The sequence below is a fragment of the Pseudomonas sp. 67(2021) genome (assembly GCF_017491835.1).
GTDB classification, from domain to species: Bacteria; Pseudomonadota; Gammaproteobacteria; order Pseudomonadales; family Pseudomonadaceae; genus Aquipseudomonas; species Aquipseudomonas atacamensis.
Window position 1 is genome coordinate 75,353 of the sequence record NZ_JAFGYL010000003.1, and the last position, 18,955, is coordinate 94,307.

General features: G+C 61.1%; 12 protein-coding genes. 6 read left to right on the forward strand and 6 right to left on the reverse strand.

Features of this window, described 5'->3' with window-relative positions:
• Positions 1-6: 6 nt before the first annotated feature.
• From zipA to J5M66_RS05960, 3 genes are all read right to left on the reverse strand, one after another.
• A complete protein-coding gene (gene zipA, locus J5M66_RS05950) occupies positions 7-870 on the reverse strand; it encodes a cell division protein ZipA (RefSeq protein ID WP_016773851.1) in 864 nt (287 codons plus the stop codon).
• 225 nt (positions 871-1,095) lie between these two features.
• Entirely contained in the window at positions 1,096-4,584 is a 3,489-nt protein-coding gene (gene smc / locus J5M66_RS05955; RefSeq protein WP_207807384.1) for a chromosome segregation protein SMC, read from the reverse strand.
• A gap of 2 nt (positions 4,585-4,586) precedes the next feature.
• Positions 4,587-5,246, reverse strand: coding sequence for a GntR family transcriptional regulator (locus J5M66_RS05960; protein WP_039763015.1), 660 nt, complete (start codon positions 5,244-5,246; stop codon positions 4,587-4,589).
• 268 nt (positions 5,247-5,514) lie between these two features.
• Between J5M66_RS05960 and xdhA the strand changes: the two genes are divergently transcribed.
• The 4 genes from xdhA to guaD all read left to right on the forward strand — a co-directional run bounded on the left by xdhA (position 5,515) and on the right by guaD (position 11,657).
• Positions 5,515-6,969, forward strand: coding sequence for a xanthine dehydrogenase small subunit (gene xdhA / locus J5M66_RS05965; protein ID WP_207807385.1), 1,455 nt, complete (start codon positions 5,515-5,517; stop codon positions 6,967-6,969).
• Positions 6,962-9,355, forward strand: a complete 2,394-nt coding sequence (gene xdhB, locus J5M66_RS05970; RefSeq protein ID WP_123443129.1) for a xanthine dehydrogenase molybdopterin binding subunit — start codon at positions 6,962-6,964, stop codon at positions 9,353-9,355. Before xdhA ends, xdhB begins: the two co-directional genes overlap by 8 nt.
• Before the next feature lie 126 nt (positions 9,356-9,481).
• A complete protein-coding gene (gene xdhC, locus J5M66_RS05975; RefSeq protein ID WP_207807386.1) occupies positions 9,482-10,339 on the forward strand; it encodes a xanthine dehydrogenase accessory protein XdhC in 858 nt (285 codons plus the stop codon).
• A gap of 13 nt (positions 10,340-10,352) precedes the next feature.
• Positions 10,353-11,657, forward strand: coding sequence for a guanine deaminase (gene guaD / locus J5M66_RS05980; RefSeq protein ID WP_207807387.1), 1,305 nt, complete (start codon positions 10,353-10,355; stop codon positions 11,655-11,657).
• Positions 11,658-11,907: 250 nt separating this feature from the next.
• Here guaD and J5M66_RS05985 read toward each other — a convergent pair whose 3' ends face one another.
• Positions 11,908-12,672, reverse strand: coding sequence for a GntR family transcriptional regulator (locus J5M66_RS05985; protein ID WP_007918375.1), 765 nt, complete (start codon positions 12,670-12,672; stop codon positions 11,908-11,910).
• A 359-nt stretch (positions 12,673-13,031) separates the two neighbouring features.
• On the opposite strand from J5M66_RS05985, the gene J5M66_RS05990 reads away from it, so the two are divergent.
• Positions 13,032-14,222, forward strand: coding sequence for a benzoate/H(+) symporter BenE family transporter (locus tag J5M66_RS05990; protein ID WP_207807388.1), 1,191 nt, complete (start codon positions 13,032-13,034; stop codon positions 14,220-14,222).
• A 141-nt stretch (positions 14,223-14,363) separates the two neighbouring features.
• On the opposite strand, the gene J5M66_RS05995 is transcribed toward J5M66_RS05990, so the two are convergent.
• Positions 14,364-14,708, reverse strand: coding sequence for a YggL family protein (locus tag J5M66_RS05995; protein ID WP_016773843.1), 345 nt, complete (start codon positions 14,706-14,708; stop codon positions 14,364-14,366).
• Between the two features lie 234 nt (positions 14,709-14,942).
• Here J5M66_RS05995 and dacB point away from each other — a divergent pair, with 234 nt between their 5' ends.
• Positions 14,943-16,403 (forward strand): D-alanyl-D-alanine carboxypeptidase/D-alanyl-D-alanine-endopeptidase, encoded by a 1,461-nt coding sequence (dacB, locus tag J5M66_RS06000; protein ID WP_122611245.1) that lies wholly within the window; start codon positions 14,943-14,945, stop codon positions 16,401-16,403.
• 145 nt (positions 16,404-16,548) lie between these two features.
• On the opposite strand, the gene J5M66_RS06005 is transcribed toward dacB, so the two are convergent.
• A complete protein-coding gene (locus J5M66_RS06005) occupies positions 16,549-18,933 on the reverse strand; it encodes a diguanylate cyclase (RefSeq protein WP_207807389.1) in 2,385 nt (794 codons plus the stop codon).
• Between the last annotated feature and the right edge of the window lie 22 nt (positions 18,934-18,955).

The following is an 18,955-nucleotide window of genomic DNA, read 5'->3' on the forward strand; positions in this document are numbered from 1 at the left end:
TTGGCCTTAGCGCTTCTGGGTCAGGGCGCGGCGTTCGAATTCGACGATGCGCTGACGGTAGTGCTCAATCGTCTGCGCAGTCAGTACGCTGCGCTGGTCGTCTTTCAGTTCGCCGTTCAGTTCCTGGGACAGCTTGCGGGCTGCCGCGACCATCACGTCGAAGGCCTGCTTCGGATGACGCGGGCCTGGCAGACCGAGGAAGAAGCTCACCGCCGGAGTGCTGAAGTGGTCGATGTCGTCCAGATCAAAGATGCCCGGCTTGACCGCATTGGCCATGGAGAACAGCACTTCGCCGTTGCCGGCCATGCTTTCGTGGCGGTGGAAAATGTCCATCTCGCCGAAACGCAGACCGCTTTCGAGAATGTTCTGCAGCAGCGCCGGGCCTTTGAAGCCGGCCGGGTCGCGGCAGATCACGCTGATCACCAGGACTTCTTCGGCTTGTGGCTGATCTTTTTCCGCCACGGCCGCTGCAGGCTTGCTGTCTTCGGCGAAATCGTCATCGCGGCTGCTGAAGCTCGGGCCGCCGTCCAGATCGAGGTCGAGGTTCAAGTCGCCCTGCGCCGGGCCGTTGCTGCCGCGCTTGCCACGTTTCGAACCGGATTCACGCGGCTCGCGGGCTTCGCGGTTAGGCATGCTCACCGACGGCAGATCGTGCTCGTCCAGTTGCGGCTCTTTGTGCGTATCCAGGACGCGGGCCGGGCCCAACAGCTCGGCGCTGGTGTCCTCGTCCGGCAGATTGGACAGGCTCCGGTCGAGACGGAATTTCAGCTTTCCCTTGCCGCCGCGCATACGGCGCCAGCCATCGAAAAGAATACCGGCTATCACAATGATGCCGATGACGATCAGCCACTCGCGCAGACCGATTTCCATGTAATCCCGTGCCTCTATAAAAAATGCTGAAAAATAAGGGGTTTACACTGCGTAAACCGCTTTAAAACGTGGCGCCAACTCTATGTTCTGACAGGCGTTTTGCCCACGTATACGAAAAATTGACATTAAACTAGCACGATCAAAGGCTTCGCAGCTACAAGCTTTGAGCTCCAAGCCACAAGCCGTCCACTTGCAGCCTGGAGCTTGTAACCTGCAGCCGCGCCGCTAGGCGTCCACCATCGCCATCGCCTCCTCGACATCCACCGCCACCAGTCGCGAACAGCCCGGTTCATGCATCGTCACACCCATCAACTGCTCGGCCATTTCCATGGCGATCTTGTTGTGGGTGATGTAAATGAACTGCACGGTCTGCGACATCTCTTTGACCAGGCGTGCGTAGCGTCCAACGTTAGCGTCATCCAGTGGCGCGTCAACCTCATCGAGCATGCAGAACGGCGCCGGGTTCAACTTGAAGATGGCAAAAACCAGGGCCAGTGCAGTCAGGGCTTTTTCGCCGCCGGAGAGCAAATGGATGGTGCTGTTCTTCTTCCCGGGCGGCTGCGCCATGATCGTCACCCCTGTATCGAGTAGATCTTCGCCCGTCAGTTCCAAATACGCGCGCCCGCCACCGAAAACTTTCGGGAAAAGTGCCTGCAAACCACCGTTGATCTGATCAAAGGTATCTTTGAAACGGTTGCGGGTTTCCTTATCGATTTTGCGGATGACGTTTTCCAGGGTCTCCAGCGCCTCGACCAGATCGGCGTCCTGCGCATCCAGATAACGTTTACGCTCCGATTGTTGCGTGTATTCATCGATGGCCGCGAGGTTGATCGCACCCAGGCGCTGAATCCGCGCGTTGATGCGTTCGAGTTCTTCTTCGGCTTCGCGTTCACTGGCTTGTGCGGTCAATGTGGCGAGCACGCCGTTGAGATCGTAGCCATCTTCGAGCAATTGATCCTGCAAAGCCTTGCGCCGTACGGTCAGCGCCTGCCATTCCATGCGTTGCTGTTCGAGCTGGCCGCGAATCAACTGCGATTGCTGCTCGGCCTGGGTGCGGCGTTTTTCCGCGTCGCGCAATTCACGATCGGCGTCTTCCATGGCGATCTGCGCGGTCTTGAGCTCTTCATCGACGGTCATGCGCTTGTCGAGCAACTCTTCGAGCTTGAGGCGCAGCTCTTCCAGCGGCGCCTCGCCCTCCTCCAGATTCAGACTCAACTGTTCGCGCTTTTCAGTCAGGCGTTCGGCCTGCATTTCCAGACGCTCCAGCGCCTGGCGCGTGGAGTCATGCTGGGCGCGCAACGAGCCGAGACGCACGGCCAATTGATGGGCGTGATCCTTGTGCTGCCGCGCTTCCTGACGCACGCGATCAAGGCGCTCGCGCAGGCTGTCGCGTTGGGCCAGCAGCAACTCGCGCTGCTCGGTGTCGAGCGCCATGGCGTCCAGCGCTTCCTGCAATTGCATGCGCGCTTCGCCGACCTGTTCGTGCTCAAGCTCGCGCTGTTCGGCGAGTTCGACCAGTTCTTCATCGAGACGGGTGCGGCGCAATGTCAGCTGTTCGGCTTTGGCCTTGCCGGCGGACAACTGCGCTTTCAGTTCGCCTTGCTGGCGCGCTTCGTCCTGCAGCAAGCGGCGCAGGTGTTCGCGGCCGTTTTCCTGCTGGCGCTGTTGCGCGCGCAGGGTTTGCAGGCGGGTTTCCATGGCCTCGACGGTGGCTTCGCGCTCTTCACGCTCCAGTTGCAGGTCTTCGATTTCCTGGCCACGGGCGAGCATGCCGCTTTCCGCTTCGCTGGCGCGACGCACGCGTAAAAAGTGTCGACCGACCCAGTAGCCATCGCGACTGATCAGGCTCTGCCCGGCGCTCAACTGGCCACGCAAGGCCAGCGCCTGTTCAAGGCTGTCGACCGGTTTGACCTGACCAAGCCACGGCGACAGATCGATCTGCGCCTCGACTTTGTCCAGCAGGCTGCCCGCCACCCGCACGCCATCGCTGGCCGGGCTGAGCAGGCGCAAATCGCCTTGGGTGAAACCGGACAGATCGAAGCCGCTGAAATCGTCGACCAGCACCGCTTGCAGATCGGCGCCGAGCACGGTTTCCACCGCCAATTCCCAACCGGCCTCAACCTTCAGACCTTCGGCCAGACGCGGGCGCTCGGCGAGGTTGTGTTCCTTCAACCATTCGGCGGTGCCGGTGCCCGGATCCAGCGCGGCTTGCTGCAAGGCTTCCAGCGACGCCAAACGACCGTTGAGCCGCTGCAGATCGCCCTGCGCCTGCTGCTGTGCGGTCAACGCTTGCTGTAATTCCTGACGCAGTTGTTCGAGCTTTTCGACCTGCGCTTCTTCGCTGGTCTGTAAATCTTCGAGAGTCGCTTCGGACTCGGCGAGCTGCTCGTTGAGCGCCATGATCGCCGCGTCTTCCGGGTCGGCGGACAGCAACGCACGCTCTTCAGCGAGGCGCTTCTGTCGGTCAGCCAGACGCTCCATGCTGCTTTCCAGCTGCTGGATCCGCGACTGCTGCACTTCAGCCTGACGGCGCGGTTCGGCAGCGGTCAGGTTGAAAGCATCCCACTGCTCCTGCCAGCCGTGCATGGTGGTTTCGGCTTCTTCGAGGGCCGCAGCGGCTTCCTCGGCGGCAGCGCTGGTGACTTCCTGCTCGGGGGTGAGCATGTCCAGTTCTTCGCCGAGGGTCAGCAGCAACGTGCGGTCGTGGCCCAGGTGCGACTCGGTTTCCAGACGCGCGCGCTCGGCTTCTTTCAGATCGTCCTGCAACTGGCGCAACCGCTGCTGGCCATGCTGAATGCTCTGCTCGACCCGGGCGATGTCGCCGCCGACCGAATAGAAGCGGCCCTGCACCAGATTGAAGCGCTCGGACAGGTCGTGGTGACCGTCGCGCAGGCGTTCGATGGCCGCATCAGCATTACGCTGTTCAGCGACCAACGCTTCGAAGCTGACTTCCTGGTTGCCGATGATCGACTCACGCTGGCCGACCTGCTCGTTGAGATCCTGCCACCGCAGGGCCGACAGTTGCGCCTTGAGCTGACGCTCTTCGGCCTTGAGTTCCTGATACTTTTTCGCCGCCTCGGCCTGACGGTGCAGACGTTCTAGCTGGCGCTCCAGCTCTTCGCGCAGGTCAGTCAGGCGGGCGAGGTTCTCGTGAGTGCGGCGGATGCGGTTCTCGGTCTCGCGGCGGCGCTCTTTATATTTCGAGATGCCGGCGGCTTCTTCGATGAAGTTACGCAGGTCTTCGGGCTTGGATTCGATCAGCTTGGAGATCATCCCCTGTTCGATGATCGAGTAGCTGCGCGGGCCGAGGCCGGTGCCGAGGAAGATATCGGTGATGTCGCGCCGACGGCATTTGGTGCCGTTGAGGTAATAAGTGGTCTGGCTGTCACGGGTGACTTTGCGGCGGATGGAAATCTCCGCGTAGGCGGCGTATTCGCCGAGCAGCGTGCCGTCGGAGTTGTCGAACACCAGTTCGATGCTCGCCTGGCTCACCGGTTTGCGGCTGGTCGAGCCGTTGAAGATGACGTCGGTCATCGACTCGCCACGGAGGTTCTTCGCCGAACTTTCGCCCATCACCCAGCGCACGGCGTCGATGATGTTCGACTTGCCGCAACCGTTCGGCCCGACGACCGCCGCCATGTTACTGGGGAAGTTCACCGTGGTCGGGTCGACGAAGGATTTGAACCCCGCCAGTTTGATGCACTTCAGCCGCACGCTCAGGCAACCGTCAGCGCAGACACCACCAGATCGCAGCTGCGCTGGGCATACGCCGTGAGCACGATGCGGATCTGCGGCAAATCACGGGCGAGTACGGCGGCGAGCAAGCGTTCGAACAGTTCGAGGAATTCGCTCATTTCCGCCTTGCGCTGTTCGAGGGCGAGGAAATACGCGCGGCTCATCGCCGGCTGGAGGTTCTCGACGGTTTCTTGCAGGTACGGATTGTTGGCGAACGGATAGGCGGCGCGCATCACCGCAAAGCTGTCATCGACGAAGCTGCGGATATCGCCGCGCTCGTAATTGGCGGTCAGGCGCTGCTGGATCTGCACGAACGGCGCCATGTCCGACTGCACTTGCCAGCCATTGGCCACCGAATTGCCGAGCAGGATATACAGCTCGCTCATCAGCGTGCACAGGCTCTGCACTTTGTGCGGCGTCAGCTCGGTAACGTGGGCGCCACGACGCGGCAGGATCGCGATCAGGTGACGGCGCTCGAGGATCAGCAAGGCTTCGCGGACCGAACCGCGGCTGACGTTGAGCGCCAGCGTGACCTTCTGTTCCTGGATGCGCTCTCCTGGCTTCATTTCGCCACGAATGATGCGTTCGGCGAGGTGGTGAGCGATTTGCTCGGCGAGGCTGTCCGGCGCCTTGAACGTCATGGTTGTCCTTCAAACTCTATCGATCTGCACAAGCGGCGCAGTGTAGCGCAAATGCGCGGTCATGGCGGAGTGCCCACTCAGCGGTTTTTGGCACGAATCCCGCAAAAAAGCGCAGTGACCGATGAAGGTCAATACTGAATAGACACGCTGTTGATCGACGAAACGGATTTTCCTGACCTTTAAGTCAGAAAACCATTGACCGAAAAGTCAGACCTGCTAAATTCGGTTCACGTCGGTTAACAACAATAATGAGTCTGCGAGGCCTTCCGTGATCCAGTTTTTACTTAACCAGGAACTCCGTAGCGAGCACGCCCTGGACCCGAATCTGACTGTGCTCAATTACCTGCGCGAACACGTAGGCAAGCCCGGCACCAAAGAAGGTTGCGCCAGTGGCGACTGCGGCGCCTGCACCGTGGTGGTTGGCGAGTTGCAGACCGATGATACGGGGCGTGAACATATTCGCTATCGCAGCCTCAATTCGTGCCTTACTTTCGTCTCGTCCTTGCACGGCAAACAACTGATCAGCGTTGAAGACCTCAAGCACAAAGGCGAACTGCACAGCGTGCAGAAAGCCATGGTCGAGTGCCACGGTTCGCAGTGCGGCTTCTGCACCCCCGGTTTCGTCATGTCGTTGTTCGCCCTGCAAAAGAACAGCGATGCGCCGGATCAGGCCAAGGCTCACGAAGCGCTGGCCGGCAACCTCTGCCGCTGCACTGGCTACCGGCCGATTCTCGCCGCTGCCGAACAATCCTGCTGCGCCAAGCCAGCGGATCAGTTCGACGCCCGCGAAGCCGAAACCATTGCCCGCCTCAAGGCCATCGCGCCGACCGATATCGGCGAACTCAACAGCGGCGACAAGCGCTGCCTGGTGCCGCTGACCGTCGCTGACCTGGCCGATCTCTACGACGCTTATCCACAAGCGCGGCTGCTCGCCGGCGGCACTGACCTGGCACTGGAGGTCACCCAGTTCCACCGCACCCTGCCGGTGATGATCTACGTCGGCAACGTCGCCGAAATGAAGCGCATCGAAACCTTCGATGACCGCATCGAAATCGGCGCCGCCACGGCCCTCTCCGACTGCTACGAAGCGTTGAATGCCGAGTACCCGGACTTCGGCGAACTGCTGCACCGCTTCGCCTCGTTGCAGATCCGCAATCAAGGCACCCTCGGCGGCAACATCGGCAACGCCTCGCCGATCGGTGACTCGCCACCGCTGCTGATCGCCCTCGGCGCGCAGATCGTGCTGTGCAAAGGCGAAACCCGCCGCACCTTGAACCTGGAAGACTACTTCATCGACTACCGCGTCACCGCGCGCCAGGAAAGCGAGTTCATCGAAAAAATCATCGTCCCGCGCGCCAGCGCCGAGCAGTTGTTCCGTGCCTATAAAGTGTCAAAGCGCCTGGACGACGACATCTCCGCCGTCTGCGCTGCCTTCAATCTGCGCGTGGAAAATGGCGTGATCAGCGACGCGCGCGTGGCCTTCGGCGGCATGGCGGCGATTCCGAAACGCGCTGCGTACTGCGAAGCCGTGCTGCAAGGTGCACCGTTCAACAACGCCGTGATCGAGCGCGCCTGCGCCGCGCTGGCCGAAGATTTCACACCGCTCTCGGACTTCCGCGCCAGCAAGGAATATCGACTGCTCAGCGCGCAGAACCTGCTGCGCAAATACTTCATCGAACTGCAAACACCGCACATCGAGACTCGGGTGACCGCTTATGTCTAATCATCACGCCGTAGAGAAGACCCAGGCTGAATTGGCCGAATTGTTCGCCAAGGATCTGACCACCGGTGTCGGTCGCAGCGTCAAACACGACAGCGCCGCCAAGCATGTGTCCGGTGAAGCGCAGTACATCGATGATCGCCTGGAATTCCCCAACCAATTGCACCTGTATGCACGCCTGTCGGACCGCGCCCACGCGAAAATCCTCAGCATCGACACGCAGCCGTGCTACGCCTTCGAAGGCGTGCGCATCGTCATTACCCACGAAGACGTGCCGGGCCTGAAGGACATCGGCCCGCTGATGCCGGGCGACCCACTGCTGGCCATCGATGACGTGCAGTTTGTCGGCCAGCCGGTGCTGGCGGTCGCGGCGAAAGACCTGGAAACCGCACGCAAAGCAGCAATGGCGGCGATCATCGAATACCAAGATCTGGAACCGGTGCTCGACGTCGTCGAAGCCCTGCGCAAGCGCCATTTCGTGCTCGACAGCCACACCCACCAGCGCGGCGACTCGGCCTCTGCACTGGCCACGGCGAAACACCGCATTCAGGGCACGCTGCACATCGGCGGCCAGGAGCACTTCTATCTGGAGACACAAATCTCCTCTGTGATGCCTACTGAAGATGGCGGCATGATCGTCTACTGCTCGACGCAGAACCCGACTGAAGTGCAGAAACTGGTCGCCGAAGTGCTCGACGTGTCGATGAACAAGATCGTCGTCGACATGCGCCGCATGGGCGGTGGTTTCGGTGGCAAGGAAACCCAGGCTGCGAGCCCGGCGTGCCTGTGCGCGGTGGTCGCGCACCTCACCGGCCAACCGACCAAGATGCGCCTGCCGCGCGTCGAAGACATGCTGATGACCGGCAAGCGCCACCCGTTCTACGTCGAGTACGACGTCGGCTTCGACAGCAGCGGCCGTCTGCACGGGATCAACATGGAGTTGGCCGGAAACTGCGGTTGCTCGCCGGACTTGTCCGCCTCGATCGTTGACCGCGCGATGTTCCACTCGGACAACTCCTACTATCTCGGCGATGCCACCATCAACGGTCACCGTTGCAAGACCAACACCGCCTCGAACACTGCTTATCGCGGCTTCGGCGGCCCGCAAGGCATGGTCGCCATCGAAGAAGTGATGGACGCGATTGCCCGGCACTTGAAGCTCGACCCGCTGGCGGTGCGCAAAGCCAACTACTACGGCAAGACCGAGCGCAACGTCACCCACTACTACCAGACCGTCGAGCACAACATGCTCGAAGAGATGACCGCCGAACTGGAAGAAAGCAGCCAGTACGCCGAGCGCCGCGAAGCGATCCGCCGCTACAACGCCAACAGCCCGATCCTCAAAAAAGGCTTGGCGCTGACTCCGGTGAAATTCGGTATTTCCTTCACCGCGAGCTTCTTGAACCAGGCCGGTGCGCTGATTCACATCTACACCGACGGCAGCATCCACTTGAACCACGGCGGTACGGAAATGGGTCAGGGCCTGAATACCAAAGTAGCCCAGGTCGTGGCGGAAGTGTTCCAGGTCGAAATCGATCGTGTGCAGATCACTGCGACCAACACCGACAAAGTGCCGAACACCTCTCCGACCGCTGCTTCCAGCGGCGCCGACCTGAACGGCAAAGCCGCGCAGAACGCAGCACAGACCATCAAGCAACGCCTGGTCGAATTCGCCGCGCGGCACTACAAAGTCAGCGAAGAAGACGTCGAATTCCGCAACGGCCACGTGCGGGTGCGCGAGCAGATTCTGACCTTCGAAGCGCTGATCCAACAGGCATATTTCAATCAGGTCTCGCTGTCGAGCACTGGCTTCTACAAGACCCCGAAAATCTATTACGACCGCAGTCAGGCCCGTGGGCGTCCGTTCTATTACTTCGCTTTCGGCGCAGCCTGCTGCGAAGTGATCGTCGATACCCTGACCGGCGAGTACAAGATGCTGCGCACCGACATCCTGCATGACGTCGGCGCCTCGCTGAACCCGTCGATCGACATCGGTCAGGTCGAGGGCGGTTTCGTCCAGGGCATGGGCTGGCTGACCATGGAAGAGCTGGTCTGGAACAACAAGGGCAAGCTGATGACCAACGGCCCGGCCAGCTACAAGATCCCGGCGGTGGCGGACATGCCGCTGGATCTGCGGGTGAAACTGGTGGAAAACCGCAAGAACCCGGAAGACACGGTGTTCCATTCCAAAGCCGTCGGTGAACCGCCGTTCATGCTCGGCATCGCCGCGTGGTGCGCAATCAAGGACGCGGTGGCGAGCCTCGGCGATTATCAGCATCAGCCGAAGATCGATGCGCCGGCCACGCCGGAGCGGGTGTTGTGGGGCTGCGAGCAGATGCGCCAGCTCAAAGCGGTGAAAGCTGTCGAAGCTGAAACCGCGGTTGTTTGATGATCGTTCCCACGCTCTGCGTGGGAATGCAGCCCGCGACGCTCTGCGTCGCATCCTGAACAGCGGACGCGGAGCGTCCAGTGATGCATTCCCACGCAGAGCGTGGGAACGATCTGAGAGGTGTGTATGTACAACTGGATCGACGCCCTCGCCGACCTGCAGAATCAGGGCGAGCCCTGTGTGCTGGTGACGATCATCGAAGAACTCGGCTCGACGCCACGCAACGCCGGCTCGAAAATGGTCGTCAGCGCTGACCGCATGTTCGACACCATCGGTGGCGGGCATTTGGAATTCAAAGCCATGCAGATCGCCCGCGAGATGCTCGCCAGCGGCAAGCAGGACACCCATCTGGAGCGCTTCAGCCTCGGCGCCAGTCTCGGCCAGTGCTGCGGTGGCGCTACGGTGTTGCTGTTCGAACCGATGGGCCAGGTGCAGGCGCAGATTGCCGTGTTCGGTGCCGGCCACGTCGGTCGCGCCCTAGTGCCCCTGCTGGCCAGCCTGCCCTGCCGGGTGCGCTGGATCGATTCGCGCGAGGCCGAGTTCCCTGAACACATCCCCCACGGCGTGCGTAAAATCGTCAGCGAAGAGCCGGTGGACGAAGTCGATGATCTGCCCGCCGGCAGCTACTGCATCGTCATGACCCACAACCATCAGCTCGATCTGGAGCTGACCGCGGCGATTCTCAAGCGTAACGATTTCACTTGGTTCGGCCTGATCGGCTCGAAAACCAAACGCGCCAAATTCGAACACCGTCTGCGTGATCGTGGTTTCGACCCGAGCGTGGTGCAGCGCATGCGCTGCCCGATGGGCATCGGCGAAGTCAAAGGCAAACTGCCTGTGGAAATCGCCATCTCCATCGCCGGTGAAATCATCGCCACCTATAACGCCAATTTCGGCCAGCACAGCGCCCGCGCCGAACCGATTGCCCGATTGCTGCCCGCCTCGCGCCGCAGCCAGTCCGCCAAACTCAAAGCCTCAAACTGATTAGAGAACCCTCATGCCTCTGACTCGCAAAGCCTACCGCGCCGCCATTCTGCACAGCATCGCCGACCCTGCCGAAGTCGGCATCGAAGCCTCCTATGAATATTTCGAGGACGGCCTGCTGGTGATCGATGACGGCAAAATCAGCGCCCTCGGCCACGCCAGCGAACTGCTGCCGACCCTGCCGGCGGATATCGAGATCAACCATTATCAGGATGCGCTGATCACCCCGGGCTTTATCGACACACACATTCACCTGCCGCAGACAGGCATGGTCGGCTCCTACGGCGAGCAACTGCTCGACTGGCTGAACACCTACACCTTTCCCTGCGAAAGCCAGTTTAGTGATAAGGCTCACGCCGACGAAGTGGCCGATATTTTCATCAAGGAACTGCTGCGCAACGGCACCACCACGGCGCTGGTGTTCGGCAGCGTGCATCCGCAATCGGTGAATTCGTTTTTCGAGGCCGCCGAGAAGCTTGATCTGCGCATGATCGCCGGCAAGGTGATGATGGACCGCAATGCCCCGGATTATCTGGTCGATACCGCCGAATCCAGCTACGTCGACAGCAAGGCGCTGATCGAGCGCTGGCACGGCAAGGGTCGCTTGCACTATGCGGTGACGCCGCGCTTCGCCCCCACCAGCACCCCGGAACAACTGGCCCTGGCCGGGCAATTGCTGACGGAATATCCGGATCTGTACATGCAGACCCACATCAGCGAAAACCTCAAGGAAATCGAGTGGGTCAAAGAGCTGTTCCCGGAGCGCAAGGGTTACCTCGACGTCTACGATCACTACCAGTTGCTTGGCGAACGCTCGGTATTCGCCCACGGCGTGCACCTGTGTGACGAAGAATGCGCGCGACTGGCGGAAACCGGCTCGGCAATCTCGTTCTGCCCGACCTCGAACCTGTTCCTCGGCAGCGGCCTGTTCAACCTGCCGATGGCCGAGAAACACAAGCTCAATGTCGGCCTCGGCACCGACGTCGGCGGCGGTACCAGTTTCTCACTGCTGCAGACGCTGAACGAAGCGTACAAGGTGATGCAACTGCAAGGCGCGCGCCTGAGTCCGTTCAAATCGTTGTATCTGGCGACGTTGGGTGGCGCGCGGGCGCTGCGTCTGGAAGACAAGATCGGCAACCTGCAACCGGGCAGTGATGCCGACTTCCTGGTACTGGATTACAACGCCACGCCGCTGCTGAGCTACCGCTTGAAACAGTCGGATAACATCGCCGAGACGTTGTTTGTGCTGATGACCCTGGGCGATGACCGCACCGTGGCGCAGACGTATGCAGCGGGGGCGCTGGTGCATCAGCGCTAGGTTTTCCTGCACTGATCGTTCCCACGCTCTGCGTGGGAATGCAGCCCGTGACGCTCCGCGTCACTGGACGCGGAGCGTCCCTAGAGACATTCCCACGCGGAGCGTGGGAACGATCATCCCCGGTGGTGTTTACCCCGGGGGATTTTTGTTGCCGGTCAGATTGGCTTCGCGAGCAGGCTCGCTCCCACCTTTGAAACGCATTCCCCTGTGGGAGCGAGCCTGCTCGCGAAAGCCGCGACTCGGTTTCAGATCAGAGCTTGGCCGCTGGACGCCCCGGCTTCTTGGTCTGCAACAAATGCGAGAACACCGCATGCAGATCATCCGACGCGCCTTCCTCGTCGAGGTTGAGCTTGCTGTCGATGTGATCCATGTGATGCATCATCAGGTTCACCGCCAGTTCGCCGTCGCGCTTTTCAATGGCGTCGATCAACTGCGTGTGTTCGTCGTACGAACAATGCGAGCGGTTGCCGCTTTCGTACTGGGCGATGATCAGCGAGGTCTGCGACACCAGGCTGCGCTGGAAGCTGATCAACGGTGCGTTCATTGCCGCTTCCGCCAGCTTCAGGTGGAATTCGCCCGACAGTCGAATACCGGCGCCGCGATCGCCGCGGGAGAAACTATCGCGCTCATCGTTGACCATCTGCCGCAGTTCGGCGATCTGCTCGGCAGTGGCATGTTGCACCGCCAGTTCAGTGATCGCCCGCTCGACCAGACGCCGGGCGAGAAACACCTGACGCGCCTCTTCAACGCTCGGGCTGGCAACCACGGCGCCACGATTGGGCCGCAACAGCACCACGCCTTCATGGGCCAGACGCGACAGCGCGCGACGAATGATGGTGCGGCTGACCCCGAAGATTTCCCCCAGCGCTTCTTCGCTCAACTTGGTACCGGGCGCCAGACGCTGTTCGAGGATGGCCTCGAAGATATGCGCGTAGACAATATCGTCCTGGGTTCCGCTGCGGCCGGCTTTGCCTGCTCGCGGTTGTTTCTTGAGGGGTTGCAACTGTTCGTTCATGGGCACTCGAGTCGGGAAAACTGCGGCGAATAGACCGTGACTGTAATACGGCACAGTAGGTCGCTGGCAAGTATCGCGTAAAAAACAGCGCGATTGTACACAATGAATGGTGGCAACACGACTGTACGGCTGTTTGCGCCTGCGGCTGTATTGCAACGCTGAGTTACGTTTGAGTTTAGGCTTGATCGCAGAATCCGCTGCATGACCGCAATCCCCTCGTGGGAGCGAGCCTGCTCGCGAAAGCCATTCCACATTCACTATGAATGTTGACTGACCTACCGCTTTCGCGAGCAGGCTCGCTCCCACAGAGGTTCTGTGTTGTGGCGGACATCTCCATTGGTATAAGGAACACCGCCGTCATGACCGACGCCACCCACGCCCGCCTGCGCCCTCTGGCCGACACTTCGCCTTCCGCCATCGTCGCCGGTTTCATCGCGATGATGACCGGTTACACCAGTTCGCTGGTGCTGATGTTCCAGGCCGGGCAAGCGGCCGGGCTGACCAGCGGACAAATTTCCTCGTGGATCTGGGCGATTTCGATCGGCATGGCCGTATGTTCGATCGGCCTGTCGCTGCGCTATCGCACGCCGATCACCATCGCCTGGTCGACCCCCGGCGCGGCGTTGCTGATCACCAGCCTGGGCGGCGTCAGTTACGGCGAGGCGATCGGCGCCTACATCACGTGCGCGGTGCTGGTGACGATCTGCGGCCTGACCGGCAGCTTCGAACGGCTGGTAAAAAAGATCCCGGCCTCTTTGGCGGCGGCCTTGCTGGCAGGGATTCTGTTCAAGATCGGCAGCGAAATCTTCGTCGCCGCGCAACACCGTACCGGGCTGGTGCTGGGGATGTTCTTCACCTATCTGCTGGTCAAGCGCCTTTCACCACGCTATGCGGTGCTCGCAGCGCTGCTCATTGGCACCGCGCTGTCGGGCTTCATGGGGCTGCTGGATTTCAGCGGCTTTCACCTGGAAGTGGCCACCCCGGTGTGGACCACGCCGCACTTCTCCCTGGCCGCTACCATCAGCATCGGCATTCCGCTGTTCGTGGTGGCGATGACCTCGCAGAACATGCCCGGCATCGCCGTGCTGCGCGCCGATGGCTACAACGTCCCGGCCTCGCCACTGATCACCACCACCGGCATCGCCTCGCTGCTGTTGGCGCCGTTCGGCTCCCACGGCATCAACCTCGCAGCGATCAGCGCGGCGATCTGCACCGGCCCGCATGCCCATGAAGATCGCAACAAGCGCTACACCGCAGCGGTCTGGTGCGGGGTGTTCTACGGGATTGCCGGGGTGTTCGGCGCGACGTTGGCGGCATTGTTTGCGGCGTTGCCCAAGGAACTGGTGCTGTCGATTGCCGCGCTGGCGCTGTTCGGCTCGATCATCAATGGCTTGAGCATTGCCATGAGCGAGGTGAAGGAACGGGAAGCGGCGTTGATAACCTTCATGGTCACGGCGTCGGGGCTGACACTGTTTTCCATTGGTTCGGCGTTCTGGGGGATTGTTGCGGGGGTGGTGACGTTGGTGATTTTGAATTGGCGTAAAGCCTAGAAGCAAAGATCGCAGCCTCGTTGCACTCGACAGCTCCTACAGGGGATCGGGAACAGGTAGGAGCTGACGAGTGAAACGAGGCTGCGATCTTTTGATCCACGAAAAAAAACGGCGACCCGAAGGTCGCCGTTTTTTTCAGTATCACTTGGCCGCGTTGATCGGCTTTTCCGGATACCACACGTCCAGCAGCGGGCTGACTTCGTACTTGGTCAGCTCGGAGCGGTTTTTCAGCCAGGCTTCAACGGCAGCGCGCTGCTCTTCGTTGACCGAGCCACGCTTCTGCAGGCACACCAGACCGAAGTCGTCGCCGCCAACATAACCCAGACCGTTGGCTTCCATGGCTTCTTTGATGAATGCTTCGAGGAAAGCGTCAATGGCTTCTTCGGACAAGTCTTCTTTGAAGTCCAGGTTCAGTTCGAAACCCAGCTCTTGAAATTCATCAACGCACAGTTTTTTGCGCAGACGCTGGGAACGGTTAGTCGCCATTGGAACAATCCTCTTAAGTAATAACGGCCGGCACTTTACCAGTTTAAGCCGGCGATTGCCCGACTCTCTGGTCGCTGCGGCTGACCGCCTGTAAAAAAATAAGCGATTGGCCGGTCGCGACACGGCACAAGCTGTTACAGCTTGGGGCATAATGCCGACACTTTCATGACCACTGAGGGCCTTTTCATCCATGTCCTCGTCTTTTTTCCCCTCTTTTGCAGGGTTTTATTGCATATGATCAAATCGTTGCGTCCACTGTTTCTCGCCGGCCTTCTTCTGCCTCTGGCCCTGCCTGTCTCCGCTGCCACCATCAACACTTCCCTCACCCCGAACGTCGAAAAAGCCCTCAAGGCCAGCAAGTTGCAGCCCACTGCGCTGTCGCTGGTGATGGTGCCGCTCGACGGTCCGGGCACGCCGACGGTGTTCAACGCCGACGTCTCGGTCAATCCGGCGTCTACGATGAAACTGGTCACCACCTACGCGGCGCTGGAAATGCTCGGCCCCAACCATCAGTGGAAAACCGAGTTCTACACCGATGGCGACCTGAGCGGCGGCATTCTCAACGGCAACCTCTACCTCAAGGGTGGCGGTGACCCGAAGCTGAACATGGAAAAACTCTGGCTGCTGATGCGCGACCTGCGCGCCAACGGCGTGACCCAGATCACCGGCGACCTGATCCTCGACCGCAACTTCTTCGTGCAGCCGCAATTGCCGGAATTCAACGATGACGGCAACGACGACAACAAGCCGTTCCTGGTCAAGCCCGACTCGCTGCTGGTCAACCTCAAGGCCCTGCGCTTCGTCGCACGCAATGACGGTGGCCGCGTACTGATTTCGGTTGAGCCGCCGATTGCCAGCATTCGTATCGAAAACACTGTCAAGGCGCTGCCGTCCAAGCAATGCACCGGCGGCGTGCGCTATAACCCGGTGCCGCAGGCCGATGGCAGCGTGACCGTAAACGTCGGCGGCCAGTTGGGCGAAGGCTGCAGTTCGCAGACCTACCTGTCGTTGCTCGACCACGCGACCTACACCGCCGGCGCCGTGCGGGCGATCTGGAAGGAGCTGGGTGGCAGCATCCAGGGCAAGGATCGTCTGGCACCGACGCCGAGCGGCGCCAAACTGCTCGCCCGCGCGTACTCGCCGGATCTGGCCGAGATCATCCGCGACATCAACAAATACAGTAACAACACCATGGCCCAGCAGCTGTTCCTCAGCCTTGGTCAGCGTTTCCGCAACGATGCCGACGGTGACGACGCCCGGGCTGCGCAGCGCGTGGTGCGGCAGTGGCTGGCGAAGAAAGGCATCACCGCGCCGCATCTGGTGATGGAGAACGGCTCCGGTCTGTCGCGGGCCGAGCGGGTCAGCGCACGTGAGATGGCCAACATGCTGCAGGCCGCCTGGCACAGTCCGTACGCCGCCGAGTACATCAGCTCGCTGCCGATTGCCGGCACCGACGGCACCATGCGCAAACGCCTGAAAACCACAGCGATGCGCGGTGAAGCCCACGTCAAGACCGGCACCCTGAATACCGTGCGCGCGATCGCCGGTTTCAGCCGTGACGTGAACGGCAATACCTGGGCGGTAGTGGCGATCCTCAACGACAAGGCCCCGTTCGGCGCCTCGTCGGTGCTCGATCAGGTGCTGCTGGATCTGTACAAACAGCCGAAACTGCCGCAGACCGCTTCGGTGCTGTAACCCAATCCAAGCCACACCACAAAACCCTGTGGGAGCTGGCTTGCCAGCGATAGCGGACTGTCAGTCACCGAATATGCTGACTGGAATAACCCTATCGCTGGCAAGCCAGCTCCCACAGGTTTGTGGTGTATCGAGCATCAGCGGCTCAGCTCATCTCCCGCTCAACCCGATCCCGGCCATTCTGCTTCGCTGCATAAACCCCTGAGTCAGCACGCAGCAACAGCGCATCCGCGCCCTCTCCCGGGCGCCAACTGGCGATGCCGAAACTCGCGGTGACCAAGCCGACCACGTCCACCGGCGCGCTACGCAAACCTTCCCACAACTCCATCGCCAGCATGTAGGCGTGTTCGCCGTCGATGTCCGGGCACAGCACCATGAACTCTTCACCGCCCAAACGGCAGAACACGTCGGTGCGGCGCAGGCGATGGCCGATCCGCTCGCAGACTGCCTGCAGCACGCGGTCGCCGACGGCGTGGCCGAACTGATCGTTGATGCGCTTGAAGTGGTCGATGTCGAGCATGATCACCGACAACTCACCGCCGCCACGCTCGACCCGGGCCATTTCGGTGGTCAGGCGTTCCTGGAAATAGCGGCGGTTGTGAATGCCGGTCAGCGAGTCGGTGATCGACAACGCGCGCAATTCTTCTTCCACGCGCTTGAGATCGGAGATATCCGAGATATAACCGTGCCACAGCACCCCGCCGCCCGGCAGCTCTTCCGGTGTCGCCTCGCCGCGCACCCAGCGCAGACCGCGCTCGGGCAGTTGCACGCGGTACTCTTCGCGCCAGGGGCTGAGGTTTTCCGCCGATTCGCGGATTGAGCTGCGCACGCGAATCGCATCCTGCGGGTGGATTCGACTGAAAATCGCCTCGGCGTCGAACAGCAGCGCATCCGGTTCCAGCTCGTAGATCTCGCGAATGCCGTCGCTGGCGTAGATCACGCTGAAGCGTCCGTCGAATTCCATTTTGAATTGGTAAATGCCGCCCGGAACATGGGCGCTGAGCTTCTTTAGCAGAATGTCCCGCGCCGCCAGCACTTCGTGCACACGCTTGCGTTCGGTGATGTCGATGCAGATCGCCAGATGACCGACCCACAGGCCTTGCTCGTCAAGCACCGGGGTGGCGAGCATGTTCACCGGCAGATGACTGCCGTCGCTGCGCACCAGGGTCCATTCGCGTGCCTCGTGGCCGCCGACCTCGCCGCCCTCGACCAGCATCGCGTGGCAAGTCGGAATGCTTTTGCCGTAGCGCGCACTCAACTCGGCCGAACGCGCCGCCAGCTCGCGAGGCAAATGCAGATTCTCCAGGGTCATGCGCCCAACGACTTCGGCGCTGCTGTAGCCGAGCATTTGCTCGGCGCCGGGGTTGAAGGTGTTGATCACGCCGCGCAGGTCGGTGGCAATGATCGCGACCTGAGTGGCGGCATTCAGCACGCCGCGCAGTTGACCGTGGGTGCCGCGCAATTCCTGCTCGCGCTCGTGCAACTCCTGGGTGCGCACTTCGACCAGGCGCACCGCGCGCTGGCGCTGGCTAACCAGCACATAAAGCAAGGCGCTGAGCAATGCGCTGAGCAAGCCGCCCAGAATGATCACGCTGCCCACCGACGAATGGTTAGCTTGCATGAACGCTTCGCTCGGCAGGATATCAACCTGATAGTCGTGATCGGCCATGCGCAGCAAGCGCGTCGCTGCCAAATCGCCGGGCACCGCCTCGTTGCTCGATTCGAACAGCGCTTCGTGCTGATCCTGGGTCGACAGGTCGAGAATGCGCACCGACAGGTAATCGTGCAGGGCATCGGGCAGTCCGTCGGCGAGCAACTGGCGCATGCTGATCACCGCCATCACATAGCCGAACGGCTGCGACTCTCCAGCGCGACTGACCGGCGCCAGCAGCAGCACACCACGCGCATACGACGGCTCGATCCCGACCAGATGCATCGGTTGCGACACCGCCATGCTGCCGAGCTGGTCGGCGCGTTGCAGGGTTTCGCGGCGCAAGGGTTGGGCGAGCAAGTCGTAGCCCAGCGGAGGCGCCAGTCGGCTCTGGGTTTGCGTGTAGAGCACCGGCACGTATTCGTCGCGCGGCGGCGCCAGTTGCAATTCGCCTTTGGCGTCCAGTTCGCGAATGGTGAATTCGCTCAGGCCTTCATCACGTACCTGCTGTTCAAACGCGGCCCGTTCGGCACCGCTGACTCGCGGCGCGTAAGTGTAGGCTTGGGTGCGCAGCAATAAGGGTCGAGAGTAACCATCGAATTCAGCGCGGGACACCGATTCGGAGTTGGCGAAGAACCGGCGCAGACCATCGAGACGTTGCTCCTGGTCCTGAAAACGTTCGGCGATGCGGCTGTAGCGTTCGTTGGCCAGCAGTTGGAAACGCTGACGCGATTGTTGCTGAAACTGGTTGAAGGTGCCCCATGCGAGCAGCCCGGTGAGAATCCCGCCGGCAAGCAACACCAGTAAAGCGACCAGCCAGGCTGAGACGTCTTCACTGATGAAACCGAGGATTTTCGGGCGCACGGGGTGCAACGGCATAAGCACGACTCACTCCGCCAGA

Bases quoted from the DNA above. Each gene is read 5' to 3' on its own strand.
- xdhC (WP_207807386.1), top strand. From the start codon at position 9,482: ATGTACAACTGGATCGACGCCCTCGCCGACCTGCAGAATCAGGGCGAG.
- J5M66_RS05995 (WP_016773843.1), bottom strand. From the start codon at position 14,708: ATGGCGACTAACCGTTCCCAGCGTCTGCGCAAAAAACTGTGCGTTGAT.
- xdhB (WP_123443129.1), top strand. From the start codon at position 6,962: ATGTCTAATCATCACGCCGTAGAGAAGACCCAGGCTGAATTGGCCGAA.
- J5M66_RS05990 (WP_207807388.1), top strand. From the start codon at position 13,032: ATGACCGACGCCACCCACGCCCGCCTGCGCCCTCTGGCCGACACTTCG.
- zipA (WP_016773851.1), bottom strand. From the start codon at position 870: ATGGAAATCGGTCTGCGCGAGTGGCTGATCGTCATCGGCATCATTGTG.
- J5M66_RS05985 (WP_007918375.1), bottom strand. From the start codon at position 12,672: ATGAACGAACAGTTGCAACCCCTCAAGAAACAACCGCGAGCAGGCAAA.
- dacB (WP_122611245.1), top strand. From the start codon at position 14,943: ATGATCAAATCGTTGCGTCCACTGTTTCTCGCCGGCCTTCTTCTGCCT.
- J5M66_RS06005 (WP_207807389.1), bottom strand. From the start codon at position 18,933: ATGCCGTTGCACCCCGTGCGCCCGAAAATCCTCGGTTTCATCAGTGAA.
- J5M66_RS05960 (WP_039763015.1), bottom strand. From the start codon at position 5,246: ATGACGTTCAAGGCGCCGGACAGCCTCGCCGAGCAAATCGCTCACCAC.
- guaD (WP_207807387.1), top strand. From the start codon at position 10,353: ATGCCTCTGACTCGCAAAGCCTACCGCGCCGCCATTCTGCACAGCATC.